This window comes from Rhizobium sp. AN5 (assembly GCF_900215255.1).
Classification (GTDB): Bacteria; Pseudomonadota; Alphaproteobacteria; order Rhizobiales; family Rhizobiaceae; genus Agrobacterium; species Agrobacterium tumefaciens.
The window spans coordinates 532,450-551,949 of sequence record NZ_OCMJ01000004.1 but is presented as its reverse complement, the minus strand read 5'-3'; the positions used below and the strand labels follow the sequence as shown (position 1 = coordinate 551,949).

The 19,500-nt window shown below is 60.4% G+C and carries 17 protein-coding genes; 10 read left to right on the top strand and 7 right to left on the bottom strand.

What is annotated here, in order from left to right; genetic code table 11:
- Positions 1–2: 2 nt before the first annotated feature.
- The 3 genes from CRP02_RS14985 to CRP02_RS14975 all read right to left on the bottom strand — a co-directional run bounded on the left by CRP02_RS14985 (position 3) and on the right by CRP02_RS14975 (position 4,876).
- Positions 3–3,470, bottom strand: a complete 3,468-nt coding sequence (locus CRP02_RS14985; protein WP_097171601.1) for a chromosome segregation SMC family protein — start codon at positions 3,468–3,470, stop codon at positions 3–5.
- A gap of 84 nt (positions 3,471–3,554) precedes the next feature.
- Entirely contained in the window at positions 3,555–4,235 is a 681-nt protein-coding gene (locus CRP02_RS14980; protein WP_003511833.1) for a DsbA family protein, read from the bottom strand.
- Positions 4,236–4,363: 128 nt separating this feature from the next.
- Positions 4,364–4,876, bottom strand: coding sequence for a DUF721 domain-containing protein (locus tag CRP02_RS14975; RefSeq protein ID WP_097101776.1), 513 nt, complete (start codon positions 4,874–4,876; stop codon positions 4,364–4,366).
- 96 nt (positions 4,877–4,972) lie between these two features.
- On the opposite strand from CRP02_RS14975, the gene mutY reads away from it, so the two are divergent.
- Together mutY and CRP02_RS14965 are read left to right on the top strand one after the other, a co-directional pair.
- Positions 4,973–6,076: an A/G-specific adenine glycosylase gene (mutY, locus tag CRP02_RS14970; protein WP_097171600.1), complete on the top strand. Its 1,104-nt coding sequence runs from the start codon at positions 4,973–4,975 to the stop codon at positions 6,074–6,076.
- A complete protein-coding gene (locus CRP02_RS14965; protein ID WP_097171599.1) occupies positions 6,073–6,684 on the top strand; it encodes an HAD family hydrolase in 612 nt (203 codons plus the stop codon). Before mutY ends, CRP02_RS14965 begins: the two co-directional genes overlap by 4 nt.
- Positions 6,685–7,020: 336 nt before the next feature.
- Here CRP02_RS14965 and CRP02_RS14955 read toward each other — a convergent pair whose 3' ends face one another.
- Entirely contained in the window at positions 7,021–8,163 is a 1,143-nt protein-coding gene (locus CRP02_RS14955; protein WP_003511827.1) for a site-specific DNA-methyltransferase, read from the bottom strand.
- Positions 8,164–8,397: 234 nt separating this feature from the next.
- Here CRP02_RS14955 and CRP02_RS14950 point away from each other — a divergent pair, with 234 nt between their 5' ends.
- Positions 8,398–9,498, top strand: a complete 1,101-nt coding sequence (locus CRP02_RS14950; protein WP_097171598.1) for a hypothetical protein — start codon at positions 8,398–8,400, stop codon at positions 9,496–9,498.
- Here CRP02_RS14950 and CRP02_RS14945 read toward each other — a convergent pair.
- A complete protein-coding gene (locus CRP02_RS14945) occupies positions 9,458–9,919 on the bottom strand; it encodes a DUF1284 domain-containing protein (protein ID WP_097172786.1) in 462 nt (153 codons plus the stop codon). The two genes, CRP02_RS14950 and CRP02_RS14945, sit on opposite strands and share 41 nt — an antisense overlap.
- A gap of 215 nt (positions 9,920–10,134) precedes the next feature.
- Positions 10,135–10,815 carry a GntR family transcriptional regulator gene (locus CRP02_RS14940; RefSeq protein ID WP_013635630.1) on the bottom strand — a complete coding sequence of 227 codons (681 nt, stop codon included), beginning with the start codon at positions 10,813–10,815 and terminating at the stop codon, positions 10,135–10,137.
- A 190-nt stretch (positions 10,816–11,005) separates the two neighbouring features.
- On the opposite strand from CRP02_RS14940, the gene CRP02_RS14935 reads away from it, so the two are divergent.
- The 3 genes from CRP02_RS14935 (at position 11,006) to CRP02_RS14925 (ending at position 12,338) form a co-directional block, all read left to right on the top strand.
- Positions 11,006–11,695 (top strand): HAD family hydrolase, encoded by a 690-nt coding sequence (locus CRP02_RS14935; RefSeq protein WP_097101766.1) that lies wholly within the window; start codon positions 11,006–11,008, stop codon positions 11,693–11,695.
- A gap of 71 nt (positions 11,696–11,766) precedes the next feature.
- Positions 11,767–12,045, top strand: coding sequence for a BrnT family toxin (locus CRP02_RS14930; RefSeq protein ID WP_097171597.1), 279 nt, complete (start codon positions 11,767–11,769; stop codon positions 12,043–12,045).
- Entirely contained in the window at positions 12,024–12,338 is a 315-nt protein-coding gene (locus tag CRP02_RS14925; RefSeq protein WP_097171596.1) for a BrnA antitoxin family protein, read from the top strand. Before CRP02_RS14930 ends, CRP02_RS14925 begins: the two co-directional genes overlap by 22 nt.
- A gap of 74 nt (positions 12,339–12,412) precedes the next feature.
- Here CRP02_RS14925 and CRP02_RS14920 read toward each other — a convergent pair whose 3' ends face one another.
- Positions 12,413–12,952, bottom strand: coding sequence for a PilZ domain-containing protein (locus tag CRP02_RS14920; protein ID WP_179784152.1), 540 nt, complete (start codon positions 12,950–12,952; stop codon positions 12,413–12,415).
- Between the two features lie 276 nt (positions 12,953–13,228).
- Between CRP02_RS14920 and thrC the strand changes: the two genes are divergently transcribed.
- From thrC to CRP02_RS14900, 4 genes are read left to right on the top strand one after another with little or no spacing between them, the layout of a single operon-like run.
- The gene (thrC, locus tag CRP02_RS14915) at positions 13,229–14,626 is read left to right on the top strand and encodes a threonine synthase (RefSeq protein ID WP_097171595.1); all 1,398 of its coding nucleotides are present in this window, start codon (positions 13,229–13,231) and stop codon (positions 14,624–14,626) included.
- 19 nt (positions 14,627–14,645) lie between these two features.
- Positions 14,646–15,944, top strand: coding sequence for a M16 family metallopeptidase (locus CRP02_RS14910; protein WP_003511816.1), 1,299 nt, complete (start codon positions 14,646–14,648; stop codon positions 15,942–15,944).
- 33 nt (positions 15,945–15,977) lie between these two features.
- A complete protein-coding gene (locus tag CRP02_RS14905) occupies positions 15,978–16,577 on the top strand; it encodes a GNAT family N-acetyltransferase (protein WP_003511814.1) in 600 nt (199 codons plus the stop codon).
- The gene (locus CRP02_RS14900) at positions 16,574–19,489 is read left to right on the top strand and encodes an EAL domain-containing protein (protein ID WP_097171594.1); all 2,916 of its coding nucleotides are present in this window, start codon (positions 16,574–16,576) and stop codon (positions 19,487–19,489) included. The genes CRP02_RS14905 and CRP02_RS14900 overlap by 4 nt, the downstream gene beginning before the upstream one ends.
- The last annotated feature ends 11 nt before the right edge of the window (positions 19,490–19,500 follow it).

Here is a 19,500-nt window from a genome sequence, read left to right as displayed (position 1 = left end):
ACTCAGACGGCTTCGCGCAGTTGCTCGGCAGTCTGCAAATCCACGGAAACCAGTTGCGACACGCCCTGTTCGGCCATGGTGACGCCGAAGAGGCGGTTCATGCGCGCCATGGTGATGGGATTGTGGGTGATGATGACGAAACGCGTTTCGGTGGAGGCCACCATTTCGTCCATCAGGTTGCAGTAGCGCTCGACATTATGGTCGTCGAGCGGCGCGTCCACCTCGTCCAGCACGCAGATTGGTGCGGGATTGGTGAGGAAGACCGCAAAGATCAGCGCCATGGCCGTCAGCGCCTGTTCGCCACCGGAAAGCAGCGTCATGGTCTGCGGCTTCTTGCCCGGAGGACGGGCGAGAATTTCCAGGCCGGCTTCCAGCGGATCGTCGGATTCGATCAGCTGCAATTCCGCCGTGCCGCCACCAAACAGATGGGTGAAAAGCCGCTGGAACTGCGAATTGACCACATCGAAAGCCGCAATCAACCGTTCACGGCCTTCGCGGTTGAGGTTCTGGATGCCGGCGCGCAGCTTGCGCACCGCGTCGATGATATCGTCGCGTTCCTTGATGAGGGCCGCGAGCTTGGCAGAAAGCTCCGCCTGCTCTTCCTCGGCACGCAGGTTGACGGCGCCCAGCCTCTCACGCTCGATCTTCAGCCGGTCGAGATCGCGCTCGACATCGCGAATATCGGGCTTCGGCTGGTCGGGACCAAGGCCTGTCAGGCGCAACGCCATATGCGGCTCGGTATTCAGCGTTTCGCGGATGCGATGTTCGGTTTCCTGTCGCTTCTCGCGGGCGGAAACAAGCCGCTCTTCGGCGCGACCGCGCTTTTCACGGGCTTCGGCCAGTTCGGAAAGGGCAGTGGTGGCAACCCGGTCGGCGGCGCGTTGCAGGTTTTCCGCCTCCGCCAGCCGGTCGGCGGCCAAACGGCGGGCGTCTTCGGTTTTCTGAAGCTCGGTCAGGAGGTTGCGGCGTTTCTCGTCGAACTCTTCGGGCGCAATGTCCAGCTCGGCGATTTCCTCGCGCGCCTCTTCCTCACGCTCACGCAGGGTGGCGATGTGATCGGCGGCACTGGCGGCCCGAGATGCCCAGGTGGACCGCTCCTGCGCGATTGCCTGAAGCCGGCGCTGGCGGCTTTCCGCCTCGCGGCTCACCCCCTCGTGGCGGGCGCGCGCTTCTGCCAGCAGGCCACGGTCTGTGGCGACTTCCAGCTGGCTTTCACGCAGGCGCAGATCAAGGGCGGAAAGATCCGGTGCGTCCTCCATTTCGATGCGGGCGTTTTCTTCCTGAACGACGATCTCGTCGATCTGCGCGCCGATCTGGTTCAGCGCTTCCGAGACGATATCCCGGCGGCGCAGAAGATCGCCCGAGGCGCGTTCGGCTGATGTCAGCGCCTCTCGTGCCTCGGCAAGATGACGCGTCACCAGCCGGCTTCTGTCGCGCACTTCCGAAAGCCGCAACTCGGCGCTTCTGATGTCGTCGGTCCTGATGGAGAGCTGTTCTTCGGCCTCCTCCAGACTGAAACGGGCCTCATCCAGTTCCGTCTCGATTTCGGCAAGCCGGTTCTTTTGCGCCAGACGAAGGGCGGCGGCTCCCGGCGCATCAGCGCTGGCGATGTGGCCATCCCAGCGAAACAGCGCGCCCTCGCGCGTCACCAGCCGCTGGCCGGCCTTCAGCGACGGCATCAGGCGCAAGGCTTCCGAAGTGTCGGCTGCAACGCCGATCTGGGCGAGACCGCGCCTTAATGCGTCCGGCGCCTGCGCGTAGTTCAGAAGCGGCTTCACGCCCTGCGGCAAAGCGGGATCGCCCACACCATCGCCATTGCCGGCCCAATAGGCGGGAGCAGCGGGATCAAGGGCACTTTCGAGGTCGTCGCCCAGGGCTGCACCAAGCGCTGCCTCAAAACCACGTTCCACCGTCATTTCTTCCGCCACCGGCGTGAAGCTGCCATTGGCGGCAGCACTGGCCGCCAGGATTTTGGTGATGGTGCGCGCTTCCGTATCCAGAGCGTTCAGCCGGTTTCTCGCCGTTTCCAGCGGGCCGCGCGCCAGCGCTTCGGCGGAACGCGCCTCGGCAACGGCGGCTTCGGCCTCCTCCGCCACGATCAGCGCGTCTTCCACCGCGATCTCGGCTGCCTCGACCGCCTCGCGGCGCTCCGAAGGATCGGGAAGGCCGGAGAGTTTTTCATCGACGGCATCGATCTCGGAGGATGCCTCCTGCGACTGGCGTTCCAGCCGGAGTTTACGATCGGAAAGCTCGCGGATCGCCCGTTCCAGCTGCTGGCGCCCGGCGGCGGCCTCGGCGCGCTCGGCGGTGATGGCAGTGAAAACGGTTTCGCTTTCGGTCAGTTTCGCGGCAGCTGCCTCGAAGGCTTCGCGCATCTCTTCGGCATGGCGACCGGAATCGGCGAGGATTTCGAGAAGGTCTGCCTCTTCCTCATCGAGCCGCGCAAGGATCTGGGCGTTATCAGAGACAAGCCGTTCTTCGCGAACGATGTCTTCGCCAAGCTGCGACAGACGGCGCGCCAGCTCATCACGGCGGCGCAGCAGGCGGTTCGCCTCGTCATCCAGCTGGGTGCGGGCAATCTGCAGTCGTTGCAGGGCGGCAGCGACCCGCGCTTCATCCTCGCGCAGTTCCGGCAGCTTCAGGCTGGCAATGCCCTGCTGTTTGGCCGCCTCCATCTGCGCCTGCGCCTTTTCGGCAACGATGTTGGTGGCCTGATTGAGCGCGCTTTCCGCTTCGCCTTCGGCTTCCTTGGCTTCTACCCAGCGGATATGCAGCAAGGTCGCTTCGCGGGCACGGATATCCGCCGACAGCATCTTGAAACGGTTGGCCTGCCGCGCCTGGCGTTTCAGGCTTTCGATCTGGCTTTCAAGCTGGGCGGTCACGTCCTCCAGCCGCTCCAGATTGGTTTCGGCAGCGCGCAGGCGAAGCTCCGCTTCATGGCGGCGGGAATGCAGGCCGGAAATGCCGGCCGCCTCTTCCAGAAGCTGGCGGCGGGCCTGCGGCTTGGCGTTGATGAGTTCCCCGATACGCCCCTGCCCCACCATCGAGGGCGAACGCGCGCCGGTGGAGGCATCGGCAAACAGAAGCTGCACATCCTTGGCGCGCGCTTCCTTGCCGTTGATGCGATAGACCGACCCGTTTTCGCGCTCGATGCGGCGCGTCACCTGAATTTCATCGGCATCGTTGAAGGCGGCGGGCGCGGTGCGATCGGAATTGTCGAGATAAAGGCCGACCTCGGCGGTGTTGCGGGCCGGGCGATTGCCGGAACCGGAGAAGATGACGTCATCCATGCCGGATGCGCGCATGTTCTTGTAGGAGTTTTCGCCCATCACCCAGCGAAGCGCTTCGACCAGATTGGACTTGCCGCAACCATTGGGACCGACGACACCGGTCAGACCCGGCTCGATGATGAATTCCGAGGGTTCAACGAAGGATTTGAAACCGACGACGCGGAGCTTGTTGAACTTCATGCCGCCCTGCTCCGCCTGAAATAACGGCAATAAAAAACGGGCGAACGGAAATATCCGCCGCCCGTTCCTTCAAGGGTTCGGCGATCAGAGCAGCTTGTCGATGACAGCCGACATGGTTTCAACCGACATGTCTCCCGCGTATTTCTTGCCATTGATGATGAAAGTCGGCGTGGAGTTGACGCCGAATTCCGTCGCACCGCGTTGCATCGTTGCGTTCACATCATCCAGAAGCTTCTGGTTCGTCAAGCAGGCCTCGAAAGACTCCTGTGAGAAACCGGCCATTTTCGACAATTGCAGCAGAGCCGCACGGGCATCCTGGGCTGTTGCCCAGCTTTGCTGCTGCTTGAACAGCATGGAAACGAACGGGAAATACTGTCCTTCCGGTGCGCAGCGCGCCAGCATGAAGGCAGCGGCGGCACGCGGATCGAACGGGAATTCGCGGATGACGAAATAGGCCTTGCCCGTATCGATGTATTTCTTCTTGATCTCGTCAAAGGTCTTGTTGTGGAAATTGGCGCAATGCGGGCAGGTCATCGACATATATTCGACGATCTTGACGGGTGCGTTCGCATCGCCGAGCGCCGCTTCCGGCAGCGGACCGGGCTTCAACACCGCAGCCATATCCACGTCACCGGTGGATTCAGGCAATTCCTGCGCCTGGGCAACGCCCGGCGTGAAGGCAAACGGCAGGGCCGTGGCAAGGGCAGCAAGTGCAACGCCGCCGAGAAGGCTGCGACGGGAAATGGTCAGTTCGGAAAAATGCATGAAAGCACCTGTTGGTAATAGACTCTATTGTCTGTTGATTCCGATATAGCGACGGCCTGTTCATCACAAGCGGGGTTTTGAACTCTTCTTGTCAAAGAATTGTGACCAGTCAAGGACCGTGCGCGACATCAAATCGTCCCGCCCCGCGGCTTCTTCTTCTGCATCACCGCCGTGCCGAGCCTTTCCACTGCCTTGCGCAGCGCTTCGCTCTCGATGCCGTCCATCATATCGTCGAGACGTTTTGCCGCATCACCGCGCAGCGGCGGCGGCTTTCGCCGGCGGGAAACGGGCTGCGATACCGGCTTCTGCACGATCCTGATCTGGCGTACCGCCGGAAAGCCGAAAAAGCCATTGATGCGGGCGATGAGCTCGCCCTGTGCATGGGTGAGGAACAGAGCGCGCGCGCCTTCGCAGGCAATCGTCAGCACGCCGGGCTGGTAACCGCCGCGATCCGGCCCCTCGTCGCGACGCGGCCAGGTGATCTTTTCCGGTCGCGTGCAATCGGCGAAGTCATCGCCGGCGATCTCATCCCACGAGCCGAGCAGCGCCGTGTTGATGCCCGCCCGTTTCGACAGGAGGGGATCCATGATGCCATTGGCTATTTCGGCAATCTGGATGACGCCTTTGCGTGGATATCGCATTTTTCACTCGGGTTTCAGGACCGGACAGTCCGGAGCTTCTTGATAGGTCGGTATGAATGGCCCAACTATAGGCCGAATCGAAGAGAAACGGCAAACATGCTTCAAAAAACCGCCCCGTCATCGCACGCGCAGATGCTGCTTGCATGGTACGACCGCCACCATCGCGAGTTGCCTTGGCGCACCTCGCCGGCCATGGCGGCACAAGGAAAACGTGCCGATCCCTATCATGTCTGGCTCTCTGAAGTGATGTTGCAGCAGACGACGGTGCAGGCGGTCAAACCCTATTTCCTGAAGTTCCTCGCGACATGGCCTGATGTCAGCGATCTGGCGGCGGCACCGGTTGAGGATGTGATGGCTGCATGGGCGGGACTTGGTTATTACGCCCGCGCCCGCAATCTGAAAAAATGTGCGGAAGCCGTGGCGAAAGACCATGGCGGCGTCTTTCCCGATACCGAAGAGGGCCTCAAGAAGCTGCCCGGCATCGGCGACTATACATCTGCTGCCGTGGCGGCCATTGCGTTCAACCGGCAGGCGGCGGTGATGGACGGTAATGTGGAGCGCGTCATCTCCCGCCTTTTCGCCATAGATGCACCCCTGCCCGGCTCGAAACCCGCCATGAAGGCGAAGGTGGCGGAGCTTACGCCTTCCGACCGGCCGGGCGATTTTGCGCAGGCGATGATGGATCTCGGCGCGACGATCTGCACGCCGAAGCGCCCTGCCTGCGCGCTCTGTCCGTTCAACGGCGGCTGTCTGGCGCTTGCCCATGACGAGCCGGAGCGGTTTCCGGTCAAGGCAGCGAAAAAGGCAAAACCGGTGCGGCTGGGAGCCGCCTTCGTGGCGGTGAATACAAGCGGCGAAATTCTGCTTCGGCGGCGCATCGAAAGCGGCCTTCTCGGTGGCATGACGGAGGTGCCGACAACGGCATGGACCGCCCGCGTGGACGGCGGCACCGACACGAGCCACGCGCCTTTTGCCGCGTCTTGGCAAGCGGCGGGCGTCATCGTGCATGTCTTCACCCATTTCGAGCTGCGGCTCACCGTCTATCGGGCACAGGCGCCGGATGGGCTCGAAACCGGCCCGGATGACGGATGGTGGGAGCCGGTTACAAATCTTGACGCGCAAGCCTTGCCGACGGTGATGAAAAAAGTCATCGCACAGGCTATTCCATCCGCATTCGATGAAAGCAGGAAGTTTCGATGACCAAGATTGAGCATATCGTATTCGACATCGGCAAGGTACTGATCCACTACGATCCGCATATTCCCTATAGCCGCCTCATTCCCGATGCTGACGAGCGCAAATGGTTCTTCGAGAATGTCTGCACCCATGACTGGAACCTCGAGCAGGATCGCGGACGCGGCTGGGAAGACGCCGAGGCGCTGCTGATGGAGCGGTTTCCCGAGCGGGAAGAGCATATCCGCGCCTTCCGCAAGTTCTGGCATGAGATGGTCTCGCATTCCTATGACGACAGCGTCGCGATCATGACCGGCCTTATCGACAACGGTCACGACGTGACGATGCTGACCAACTTCGCCTCCGATACCTTCCGCGAAGCGCAGAAGATGTTCCCCTTCCTCACCCTGCCGCGCGGCGTGACGGTTTCTGGCGATGTGAAGCTGCTGAAACCGGATGTGGCGATCTACGAGCTGCACGCGAAGGAATTTGGTCTCGACCCTGCCGCAAGCATCTTCATTGACGATACGCTTGTTAATGTCGAAGGCGCCAAGGCCGCCGGCTGGCAGGCGGTGCATTTTACCGGGGCGGAAAAGCTGAAGCAGGATCTGCAATCCTACGGCGTGGATGTCTGACAGACCATCAGATCCAAAAAGAAAATTGGCGCAGGCGGAAATGGCGGTCTCCGGCCTGCGCCAGTCCTGCCGCAAGCGGCATGGGACAGCAATGTTTTCGTGAACTTTCCGAACCGGATTGTCACAACCATTGCTTTGCGTAGGACACTATGACCGTTCTCTTGCGCGAAACTTGTCTGGCTAAATTTAGATATTCAAAAATACCAACGCCCGACACCGAAGTGCCGGGCGTTGGTCGTTCTCCATCCGGGACTGAAGGTACTAAACCGGACGGAGACGTATGCTGACAATGGCGGGCGGTGGATCGTTGCCTTCAGCCTTTTGGGCTTTAGCCTGTCAGGCCTTTGCCAGTTCACTGCGGATGATTGTTCTCAGATCATCGATAGGCTTCAGCTGGTCGCCATCCTCGAAGTGCCAGAACGTCCATCCGTTGCATGCGTCGAGACCCTGCACCTTTGCACCAAGACGGTGAATGGAGCCGGCAGTCCCGCCGGATGCAATCGTACCATCGGCACGAATAATGGCGCTATAACGGCGCTTTGCATCGGTCAGCACCTGGCCGGGACGGACGAGACCGCTTTCCACCAGGGTGTTGAAGGCAACACGCGGTTCGGCCCTCTTGCCGGTCATAACGGTCAGCTCCGCCTTGCCGAGCGGCTCGACGGCGGCGATGCGGGCAGAGGCCGCGTCGATGTAATCCTGTTCGCGTTCGATACCAACGAAGTGGCGGCCGAGACGTTTTGCAACCGCACCCGTGGTGCCGGAGCCGAAGAACGGGTCGAGCACGATGTCGCCAGGCTTGGTGGAGGCCATGATGATGCGTGCCAGCAATGCTTCCGGCTTCTGGGTCGGATGCACCTTCTTGCCGTCGTCACCTTTCAGCCGCTCATGGCCGCTGCAAATCGGGAACAGCCAGTCGGAGCGCATCTGCACGTCGTCGTTGGAGGCCTTCAGCGCTTCGTAATTGAAGGTATAGCCCTTGGCTTTAGGATCGCGGCTCGCCCAGATCATGGTCTCATGGGCGTTCTGGAAACGGCGGCCCTTGAAGTTGGGCATGGGATTGGTCTTGCGCCAGACGATATCGTTCAAGATCCAGAAATCGAGGTTCTGGAGCATGGAGCCGACGCGGAAGATGTTGTGGTAGGAGCCGATGACCCAGATGGTACCATTCGGCTTCAGCACGCGGCGGCAGGCCAGCAGCCAGGCGCGGGTGAAGGCATCATAGGCCTCGAAGGAGGAGAACTGGTCCCACTCGTCATCGACAGCATCAACCAGCGACTGATCTGGCCGGTGAAGCGTACCGCCGAGCTGGAGATTATAGGGCGGATCGGCGAAAATCGCATCCACCGACTGGCTCGGGAGGGCATCCAAGGCAGCGACACAATCACCTTTGATTATGCTGTCTTTCCAGGCGTCACTCTCGCCCGCACGATCAAAACCGGCACGCCGAAAATCGGCCAGCGGAAAAACTGCTGCCATTGGTACTCGCTCCATACGCTTACTCTCTACTGATGCTTATGGTTACCGAAGATGGTTATCAAAGCCTGAACAAGTCACGGAAAATGCGAAATAAATGGCTGTTGCGGCCTACACGCGCAATTTGCTGGCGCGGGCGGGGAACCTGAAGTGGAGCAAAAACGTTGTGCACAACGGGTTGCCCTGTTCCGCATGTCGGTGCTGTGGCAATACCGGCAATTCAGGGGGTAATCCGCAATGACGTCCGTAACGCGAGTGGCTTCTTTTTCAGTGCATGCCTTTTCCGCGGCTCTTCTTCTGGCGGCGCTGCCGTCAAGCTTGGGGGCGCAGGAGCCGGCACCGCTATACAACGTCGTCACCGACGCTGTGCTGTTCGATGGCGGCACCTCGCTCGGCAACAGCGACAGGGTGCGGTGGGATTTTTACAAGGCCGACCGGGCCGGAGTGCGCAGCGACGTCAATGCCGGCGGCTCCTACGACGCCACCTTCGAAGCGAAGCTGCCTGCGGGCAAATATGTCGGCGTGGCAGCGCTGGGCAACATCCGTCGCGAAATACCCTTTGAGGTGAAGGAGGGAAGCCTAACAAGGCCAAAGGCGAATTTCGACGCGGCGGAACTGACGGTGGTGCCAAAACGCAGCCCCGGCGGCGATGTGGAAAGCCAGGCGAAAACCGAAATCACAAAGGGCGATTTCAAGGACAGCGTCTACGGCCAGAACACGACCTTCGTGCCGGCGGGCGAACTCCTCCTTACCGGCAGCATCGGGCCTGCGCGGGCGCAGGAAACGCTTGCCATCAAGGCGGGCGAGACGATCAGCCACGAGCTTGTCATCCCGAGCGGCGTGGTCGTTGCCAAGGCCGCCTATACGGACGGTGGCAAGGCAGTGGAAACGGACGATATCCGTTTCGAGGCGCTTTCAGCCAAGGAGACGCTTGATGGCACGCGCCAGACCATCAACGGCGTTTACGGCACCGGCAAGACCATGGAAATGCCTGCCGGCGATTTCGTGATGCGCGCGCGTCTGGGCAAGGTCACGGTGGAACAGCCCTTCACCGTAACTGCCGGAAAACGCACCGAGATCAACCTCAACCTCGATGCTGGCGTTCTGGCAATCACGGCACCTGGTGCGGAGCGGATCGACATCGTCGAAACGACCAAGGACCTCCAGGGCACGCAAAAGGAAATTTCCGGCCGTTACGGCACGCGGCATCAGGAGACCCTGCATCCCGGCGATTATTCGGTAAAGGTGAGCTACGACAAGAAATCCGGACGCGAACCGAAGGAGATCAAGGCGACGGTCAAGGCCGCCGAGAGAACCGAGACGAATGTACCGGAGTAGCAGCAAGCCGCTGCCCGGCCGGGTGCGGCGGCGGCTCGCCAATCTTCACGCCGGTAAATCCTGATGCCGCGATGCGATCGCACAGCCTAATCCACTGACAGCCGCGACAGGCCTGCCGGATGTCTCCGGCGGCGAAGGCCAGATGCATTTTCTCCAGCAGCTCCGGCGTTGCCCGCAGCCGCTTTCCGGCGGTGATTGTCTCGTTCAAAAGCGTTGAAACCGAAAGCCGGGCCGCTTCGTCCCTCTGCACCACGCCCTCGTTGAAACAGTGGGCATGGCTTTCGCACAACAGGCCAACGCAGATATCGTCCGGCCCATCGACCAGCTCGATATCCTCTTCGCCGGCGTTCAGCCGAGTGGCGACACGGTCGTAGTTTTCGACAAAGCCGGAGGTATATCCCTTCCCAACATAGGTCAGCATGCAGAGAAGGTGATGGGGGCGAAGGCGGACAGTCACGGGACGCATTTCCGATGAAAGAAACAGATCGGCGGACAAAGGAAAAATCCGCTCCGTGATTTCGCCGTATCAGCAGCCATCCATGCTCCCTACGCAAACCGCGGATCGTCATCGCGGGCGGATATCGATAACCGACTTTTCCGGCGGAGTCCAAACGAGCGCAGCCAATCGTTCCCGGCCTATCCGACGATGGCGAAGGCGTCGTGCACCGAGCCTGAAGGCGTGCGGATTGCCTTGCGGCCGATCCATTGCACGTGCCCGTCGAGAATTCGCACCGCCTCCTCGGCACGGCCGCCGCGCAGTGCGTCGAGGATCGCGCGGTGATCGGTATCGGTGCGGCGCTCCCATCCTGCCCGCCAGGCGGAAAACAGGAACCGGGCGCTCGCGGCATGCAGGCCGTCGATCGCTTCCATCAGGCGCGGCATGTTGCAAGGCGCCGTGATGAGGCGGTGGAAGCGGCGATTGGCCTCTTCCCAATGCTGTACGTCGACCGCGCTATCGCCTTCGAGCGTGGCGGCCTCCGCCTGGTCGAGAATGGCTGAAGTCATGTTTGGAATGGCGTGGCGCAGCGCCAGAACCTCGAGTGCGGCGCGCATTTCCGCGACTTCGCGCACATCGGCGAGGCCGAAATCCGCGACCCGCACGCCCCGGCGCGGAATGCTGGCGGCCAAGCCCTGCGCCTCCAGCCTGCGGAACGCTTCGCGCACCGGCACATGCGATGCGCCGAATTCGGCGGCAATGTGATCCTGCCTCAGACGTTCACCCGGCGACAGCTCACCGCGCACGATGCGGTCAGCCAGAGTGCGGCTGATGCGTGCGGCGATGGTATCTTCGGGTCTGGTTTTCGCTGTCTTGGGCATAACATCCCATAACGCATCCGGCGCTGATCTGTGTAGCGGTTTTTGCACGCAGGAAACGCGCAAAGCCAAATCCCAGCTATGAGCCGGGCGCGACCGACCCTTGCGGGCCAGCCGGTTGAGCTTGACGCGGACTTGGTCTAAAAGCCCGGGCATCACTTTTTCCAAGGCAAATCCGATACAGGGAGCGCCCATGAGCGGCTTCGACCTCATTATTTTCGACTGTGACGGCGTTCTGGTCGATTCCGAAATCATCGCGGCACAGGTGGAGTCCCGCCTTCTGACCGAGGCCGGGTATCCGATCTCCGTCGAGGAAATGGGCGAGCGTTTCGCCGGCATGACCTGGAAAAACATCCTCCTGCAGGTGGAAAGCGAAGCCAGCATCCCGTTGTCCGCATCCCTGCTCGACAAGTCGGAAAAGCTGCTCGACGCGCGGCTGGAACGCGACGTGAAGATCATCGAGGGCGTCAAGTTCGCGCTGTCGCGCCTGACGACACCGCGCTGCATCTGCTCGAATTCCTCCAGCCACCGCCTCGACATGATGCTGACGAAGGTGGGCCTGAAGCCCTATTTCGCACCTCATATCTACTCCGCCAAGGATCTCGGAGCCGACCGCGTCAAGCCGAAGCCGGATATCTTCCTGCATGGCGCAGCCCAGTTCGGCGTTTCACCGGATCGCGCCGTGGTAATCGAGGATTCCGTGCACGGCGTGCATGGTGCAAAGGCAGCCGGAATGCGCGTCATCGGCTTCACTGGCGCATCCCACACCTATCCGAGCCATGCCGACCGGTTGACGGATGCGGGCGCGGAAACGGTGATTTCACGCATGCAGGACCTGCCCGCCGTTATTGCAGCGATGGCGGAATGGGAAGGCGCTTTTTGAGTTGTGACGGGGCTTGTTTCATGATCTGAGTAGCAGCATTGATATTTTAATAAATGTAGCTACATTAATTCATGAAAATCATATGGGACGAGCCGAAGAGGCTCGCCAATATCGAGAAGCACGGCTTCGACTTTGAAGATATCGATGGCTTTGATTGGGAAAACGCCATCATCGAGAAAAGCTTGACCGAACGGGGAAGTTCGCGCTTCAAAGCGATCGGATATTTTCGGGACGGGACTATGTCCGTTGTTTTTGCGACTGTAGGAACAGAAGCGATATCCATCATCAGTTTTCGACGGGCGAGTTCCAGGGAAAGAAGGAGGGTGCCGTGGCCAAAGTTGCAAAACTAAAACAATTCAAACCCGGACGCGGCTATACCGAAGCGGACTGGAATGCGGTGGATTTCCCGGAAATGACGGATCAGGAGCTTGCGAATGCTCGCCCCGCCAAGGAGGTTCTCCCCCCCGCATTTTTTGAAGCGATTGATGAGTACCGAAAATCGCGTGGTCGCCCGCCGGTAGATAAACCGAAGAAACAGGTAACGCTGCGCCTCGATGAAGATGTGGTAGAGCGTTTTCGCGACAGTGGCAAAGGATGGCAGAGCCGCATTAATGACGCCCTGCGGAAAGCAGCCGGCCTTTAAATTAGTTTCCATTCGACAAAAAACCGGAGCCTGTAGCAAGCAGTCTCCGGTTTTTTAATTCTCAGTCCGTCAAATCACCGGCGCTTGGTCTTGCCCTTTGCGCCCTGCTCGGCAAAACCGATATAGACACTGACCGACCTCGGTGCGCCGCCCGGTCCGTTGGGAATGGCGACATGATCGTTGTTGAAGATGAACTGCGTGCCGGCACCGCCTGCGGCAACGTCGATGGCGAAATTGGTCGTTTCGCCGTAAATCTCGCCGTCGCCGTCCTTAACGGTGACGCGGATCGGCACGGTCACGCGGCCGGGCTTCGACATCGGGCCGGGAACGAGACGGCCCTGGGCCAGCACGTTTACCGTCAGCGTGGTTTCGTTCGCGGTGCAAGAGCGCGTCGTGTCTGACAGCGAAACCTGATAGGCGAGTTTCTGCGGATCGTCCTTTGCGCCACCCGCATAGACGCGGTGGACGGCATTGGCATCGAGAACCGTGACCGCCGGGCAGTTGGCCTGCACCACCGGGGCAACGGCATTTGCCTGCGCCGCCGGAGGGTTGACGGCAAGCGAGTCTGACGGATTGGAGGAATTGCATCCTGCAACAACGGCCAGAAGCGACATCGCGGCGGACAAACGCAAGAAATTCCCTGACACTCTTCTAATTCCCTCTCCATTGTCCCGGAACCGAACCGGAGACGCTGTTTATTGACCTTTCACGCAGGTTGGCGATGGTCTATAGCAGCGACGCTGGAAAAAATCGATTGGCATGTTTGGTTTTGCTTGAATTTTCAAAAAAGCCCTTCATTACCTCGCCAATCGCCTCATTCCGGCGGGATGCTGCTGATAAAGAGCCGGTAACGGCAACGGACAGACCGGTAAACGACAAGGGACTATCTCGTGAAATATGTATCGACCAGGGGTGCGGCCCCTTCGCTTGGTTTCTGCGACGCGCTTCTGGCGGGCCTTGGCCGTGATGGCGGGCTTTACGTGCCGCGCGAATGGCCCTCCATGTCGAAAAAGGAAATCCGCAACCTGCGCGGCAAGTCCTATCAGGACATCGCGTTTGAGGTTCTCTACCGTTTCACCGGCGGTGAAATTCCGGCCGACAAGTTCAGGGCGATGATCGACGACGCCTATTCGACTTTCCGCCATCCGGCCGTAGCACCCCTGACGCAGACCGGCCCGAACACCTTCGTGCTGGAGCTTTTCCACGGCACCACACTTGCCTTCAAGGACGTGGCGATGCAGCTTCTCGCCCGCCTGATGGATTATACGCTGGCTGAGCGTGGCGAGCGCGCCACCATCGTCGGCGCCACGTCCGGCGACACGGGCGGCGCAGCCATCGACGCCTTTGCCGGGCGCGAGCGCACCGACATCTTCATCCTTTTCCCCAATGGCAAGGTCTCTCCGGTGCAGCAGCGCCAGATGACGACCTCCACAGCCTCCAACGTGCATGCGCTGGCGATCAACGGCAATTTCGACGATTGCCAGAACCTCGTCAAAGAAATGTTCAACGACGCGAAGTTCCGCGACGGCGTCAAGCTTTCGGGCGTCAACTCCATCAACTGGGCGCGCATCATGGCGCAGGTGGTCTATTATTTCACGGCGTCCCTGTCGCTCGGCGGTCCCGACCGGAAGATTTCCTTCACCGTTCCAACAGGCAATTTCGGTGATATCTTCGCCGGTTACGTCGCCAAGAAGATGGGCCTGCCGATCGACAAGCTTGTCATCGCCACCAACGACAACGACATTCTGGCGCGCACGCTGAAGACCGGCCGTTACGAGATGCGCGGCGTCACGCCCACCACCTCGCCCTCGATGGACATCCAGATCTCATCCAATTTCGAGCGGCTGCTGTTTGAAGCCTATGGCCGCGATTCCGCTGCGGTAAAGGCGTCGATGGATGGCCTCAAGCAATCCGGCGCGTTTGAAATCCCGCCGCATGCGCTGAAATTCATCAAGAAGGATTTCCGCGCCGGCCGCGCCACCGAAAAGCAGGTGGCGGCGACGATCCGCGACACGCTTGAGAAAAACGGTTACCTGATCGACCCGCATACGGCGACCGGCGTTTTTGTGGCGGAAAAACACGAAAAGGCATCAAGCCCGATGGTGGTCCTGTCCACTGCCCATCCGGCTAAATTCCCGGCCGCCGTAAAATCCGCTTGCGCAATCGACCCGGCGCTTCCAGTATGGCTAGCTGACATTATGAACCGGGAGGAGCGTTTCGACATTCTGGACGCAGAGCTGAAGACGGTGGAAACCTTCATCGGCAGCCACGCACGCGCCGGCAAATAGAGACGCGGAAAGACTTGATATGAGAGTTAATGTGACCCGGCTTTCGTCCGGGTTGACCGTTGTCACGGAAAGAATGCCTCATCTCGAAAGCGTTGCTCTTGGGGTGTGGATCAAATCCGGGTCCCGCAACGAGACGACTGCCGAGCACGGCATCGCCCATCTTCTCGAGCATATGGCCTTCAAGGGTACGGCGCGCCGCACCGCCCGGCAGATCGCCGAAGAGATCGAAAATGTCGGCGGCGAAGTCAACGCCGCGACATCGACGGAAACAACTTCCTACTACGCCCGCGTCCTCAAAGACCACGTTCCGCTCGCCGTCGATATTCTTGCAGACATTCTGACGGAATCGCTCTTCGACGAAGACGAGCTGGAGCGCGAGAAAAACGTCATCCTCCAGGAAATCGGTGCCGCCACCGATACGCCTGACGATGTGATCTTCGACAATTTTTCCGGCGTCGCCTATCGCGACCAGACCATCGGCCGCCCGATCCTCGGCACTCCGGAAACCGTGCAATCCTTCACCAGCGCCCAGATCAGGCATTATCTCGCCCGCAACTATACGACGGACCGCATCTTCGTCGTTGCAGCAGGTGCTGTCGATCACCAGAGCTTCGTGAAGCAGGTGGAAGAACGTTTTGCCTCGCTGCCACAGCTGCCGGTCACAACGCCGGTTCTCGAAAAGGCGATCTATACCGGCGGGGAAATCCGCGAGACCCGTGACCTCATGGACGCGCAGGTGCTTCTCGGCTTCGAGGGCAAGGCCTATCACGCCCGCGATTTCTACTGTTCGCAAATTCTCGCCAATATTCTCGGTGGCGGCATGTCATCGCGCCTGTTCCAGGAAGTGAGAGAGTCCCGCGGCCTTTGTTATTCCGTTTATGCCTTCCATTGGGGTTTTTCCGACACCGGCATTTTCGGCGTGCATGCGGCGACCGGCGGCAACGACCTGCCGGAACTGATGCCCGTCATCGTCGACGAGTTGCGCAAGTCTTCCCAGACCATTCATCAGGAAGAAATCGACCGCGCCCGCGCACAAATCCGCGCGCAATTGCTGATGGGTCAGGAAAGCCCGGCAGCCCGTGCCGGCCAGATGGCACGGCAGATGATGCTTTACGGCCGACCCATCCCCAATGAGGAGATGATGGAACGCCTGAACGACATCACGCGGGAACGCCTTACCGATCTTGCAGGACGGCTGTTTTTCGATACAGTTCCGACATTGTCTGCAATTGGCCCGCTCGAACAGCTGCCGCCTCTTTCAGATATTACTGCCGCGCTTTCCGCGCAGCAGCCCGCAAGGATAAAGGCGAACGGCTGAGGGTTGCGGTTTCTTTCCGTACAGGGATGGTGAATGCTGCGTTTTCTTTCCCGACATAACGACACCCCGGAACTGCGCAGCGCCAACCATCTTCTCAGACTGCCGCGCTATGGCGATTTCAAGCAGTGGCACGTTCTGCGCTCGGAAAGCCGGCAGTTTCTCCAGCCGTGGGAACCCACCTGGCGCCCGGACGAACTGACGGAAGGCTCCTTCCGCACGCGTGTGGTGCGCAACGGCCAGGAGTTTTCCTCCGGCACCGCCGTGTCGTTTCTGCTATTCGAGAAGGAGACGTTGCTCGTTGGCGGCATCACCATCGGTTATATCAGGCGGGGTGCTGCACAAAGCTGCATGATCGGATATTGGGTGGGCGAACGCTACGCCGCGCAAGGCCATATGTCTGCCGCATTAAAATTGGTAATACCCTATATCTTCAACGGACTTCAGTTGCACCGTATCGAGGCAGCCTGTATTCCGGAAAACTTCAAAAGCATCCGGCTTCTCGAAAATGCCGGGTTCCAGCGGGAAGGCCTCTTGCGGGAATATCTGAAAATCAACGGCCAATGGCGGGATCATACGATGTTTTCCCTTCTTGCCGACAAGCAAAGCTCCAGTGGAACGAAGTACGATACATGACTTACACTCACTCTGCGCCGTGCCTGTCGAAACGTCTGGCGGCAATTGCACTGGCTGCGCCGTTCTTCCTGTTTTTCCTGCTTTTTTCGTCTCTTTCCTACGCCTTCGAGCCGGTGAAGATTTCCCGTGACGATACGGCGCTCGATCTCACCGCGACAACCGATATCTATGCCAATCAGGGTGAAGCCTTTCAGGTCTCGACCGCGCCCGGTCCGGATGGCATCCGCCGCCGTATCGAGGTGCGCGCCAGCTCCACCGACCATCAGGGCGACTGGGCCGTCTTCGCGCTCGCCAACGTCTCGGAAGAGCAGCTGGAGCGCGTTATCGTCGCACCGCATTTCCGTCTGGTGAATTCCAAGCTGTTCTGGCCCGATCTCGGCTCGCAGCGCATCATCGCGATCACACCGAGCGAAGGCTTTGCGCTTGACCGGCAGCCAAGCCCGGATGCCGACGTGTTCCGCATCACGCTCAATCCCGGCTCCGTCATCACCTTCGTCGCCGAGCTGTCGACGCCGCAATTGCCGCAGATCTATCTGTGGGAACCGGAAGCCTACAAGGATACGATCAACGCCTTCACGCTCTATCGCGGCATCGTTCTCGGCATTGCCGGCCTGCTGGCCGTGCTCCTGACCATCCTGTTCGTCGTCAAGGGAACCTCGGTTCTGCCGGCGTCGGCCGCACTCGCCTGGGCGGTGCTCGCCTATATCTGCGTCGATTTCGGCTTCCTTGAAAAACTCATCACCGTCACATCCAGCGATCAGCGAATATGGAGGGCGGGCGCCGAAGTGGCTCTCGCCTCCAGCTTCGTGGTCTTCCTGTTCACCTATCTCAATCTCAACCGCTGGCACGCTCATCTGGGTTATGCGACCTTTGCCTGGGTGGTGGGTCTGGCGCTGCTGTTCGGCGTCGCGATTTACGATCCTTCGGTCGCCTCCGGTATCGCGCGCGTCTCCTTCGCGCTGACGGCGACGGCCGGCATCGCGCTCATCGTCTATCTCGGCTTCAACCGTTACGACCGGGCGATTTTGCTCGTTCCGTCCTGGGCGCTCATCCTCGTCTGGCTGTTCGGCAGCTGGCTGACGGTGACCGGACAATTGGACAACGACATCGTGCAGCCGGCGCTTGGCGGCGGGCTGGTGCTGATCGTGCTTCTGATCGGCTTCACCGTCATCCAGCATGCCTTTGCCGGCAGCGCCTATCAGCAGGGCCTGTTTTCCGATCTCGAACGGCAATCTCTCGCACTGACGGGCAGCGGCGACACCGTGTGGGACTGGGACGTGACGCGCGACCGCATCGTCACCACGCCTGACATTTCCAACCGTCTGGGGCTGGAGCCCGGCACGATGCATGGTGCTGCGCGCAACTGGCTGCCGCGCCTGCATCCCGACGATCGCGACCGGTTCAAGGCAACGCTCGACGTGCTGCTCGACCATCGCAAGGGCCGCCTCAATCACGAATTCCGCATTCGCGCTGAAGACGGACATTTCCATTGGCTGCAAATCCGCGCCCGCCCGGTTCTCGGCTCCAACGGCGAAATCATCCGCTGCGTCGGCACCATCACCGACATCACCGAGCAGAAGAACTCGGTGGAGCGGCTGTTGCAGGATGCGATGAACGACAATCTGACCGGGCTTCCGAACCGGCAGGTTTTCCTCGACCGCCTGCAATCGATCCTCAACCTCTCTCCTGAAAGCGACGGCGTGCGCCCGACGGTGATGGCGATCGATATCGACCGTTACAAGCTGGTCAACGATACGCTCGGCATTGCTGCGGGCGACAATATCCTCATCGCGCTGACGCGGCGTCTGCGCCGTCTGTTGAAACCGCAGGATACGCTGGCGCGTCTCGGCGGCGATGAATTCGGCCTGATCCTGACCTCGGAGCGCGATCCGCAACGGGTGGCCGATTTCGCCGATGCGGTGAACAAGGCGATCATGGTACCGATCAATTTCGCCAACCGCGAAATCATCCTCACCGCCTCCATCGGCCTCGTTTCATGGATCGACCAGCAGGAAAGCGCCGCAGGTCTCTTGAGCGATGCGGAACTGGCGATGTACCGCGCCAAGCGGGCCGGAGGAAACCGCGTCGAGCCGTTCCGTCCCGCTTTCCGCACGTCCGGCACCGACCGCCTGCAAATGGAAAGCGATCTTCGCCGCGCCATCGAGCGCAAGGAGCTGTCGCTCGCCTATCAGCCCATCGTCAAGCTTGACGATGGCGCGCTGGCCGGTTTCGAGGCGCTGATGCGGTGGGAACACCCCAAACGCGGCAACATTCCGCCGAGCGAATTCATCCCTATCGCGGAAGCCTCCGGCCTGATCGAACCGCTCGGCATGTTTGCGCTGGAACGGGCAGCGACCGACCTGATGGACTGGCAGCATTCCATCGAGAAGATGCCGATCTTCATCTCCGTCAATATTTCCAGCGCGCAACTGCTGAACAACGAATTGTATAACGACGTGCGCGGCATGCTGACGCGAACGCGCTGTAATCCGCAGCAGCTTAAGCTGGAACTGACGGAATCCGTGGTGATGGAGAACCCGGAACAGGCGCGGCTGGTGCTTTCCAAGCTGAAGGAAACGGGCATCAGCCTTGCCATGGACGATTTCGGCACCGGCTATTCGTCACTTGCCTATCTCACCCGCTTCCCCTTCGACACGATCAAGCTTGACAAGGCACTGGTGGCCAATACCAGCGACAAGCGCAACGTGCTGCTGCGCTCCGTTATCGCCATGGCGCGCGCGCTCGATATGCAGGTGGTGGCGGAAGGCATTGAAACGCCTGAGGATGCGGCGGAACTCTCACGCATGAACTGCCATTTCGGCCAGAGCTTCCTGTTCGGCACCCCGGTTTCCGGCGATGCGGCGCTGAAGCTTCTGCGGGAGCGGTTCCAGCCGACGAAGCGGGCTTCGTAAAAGGTATTGGA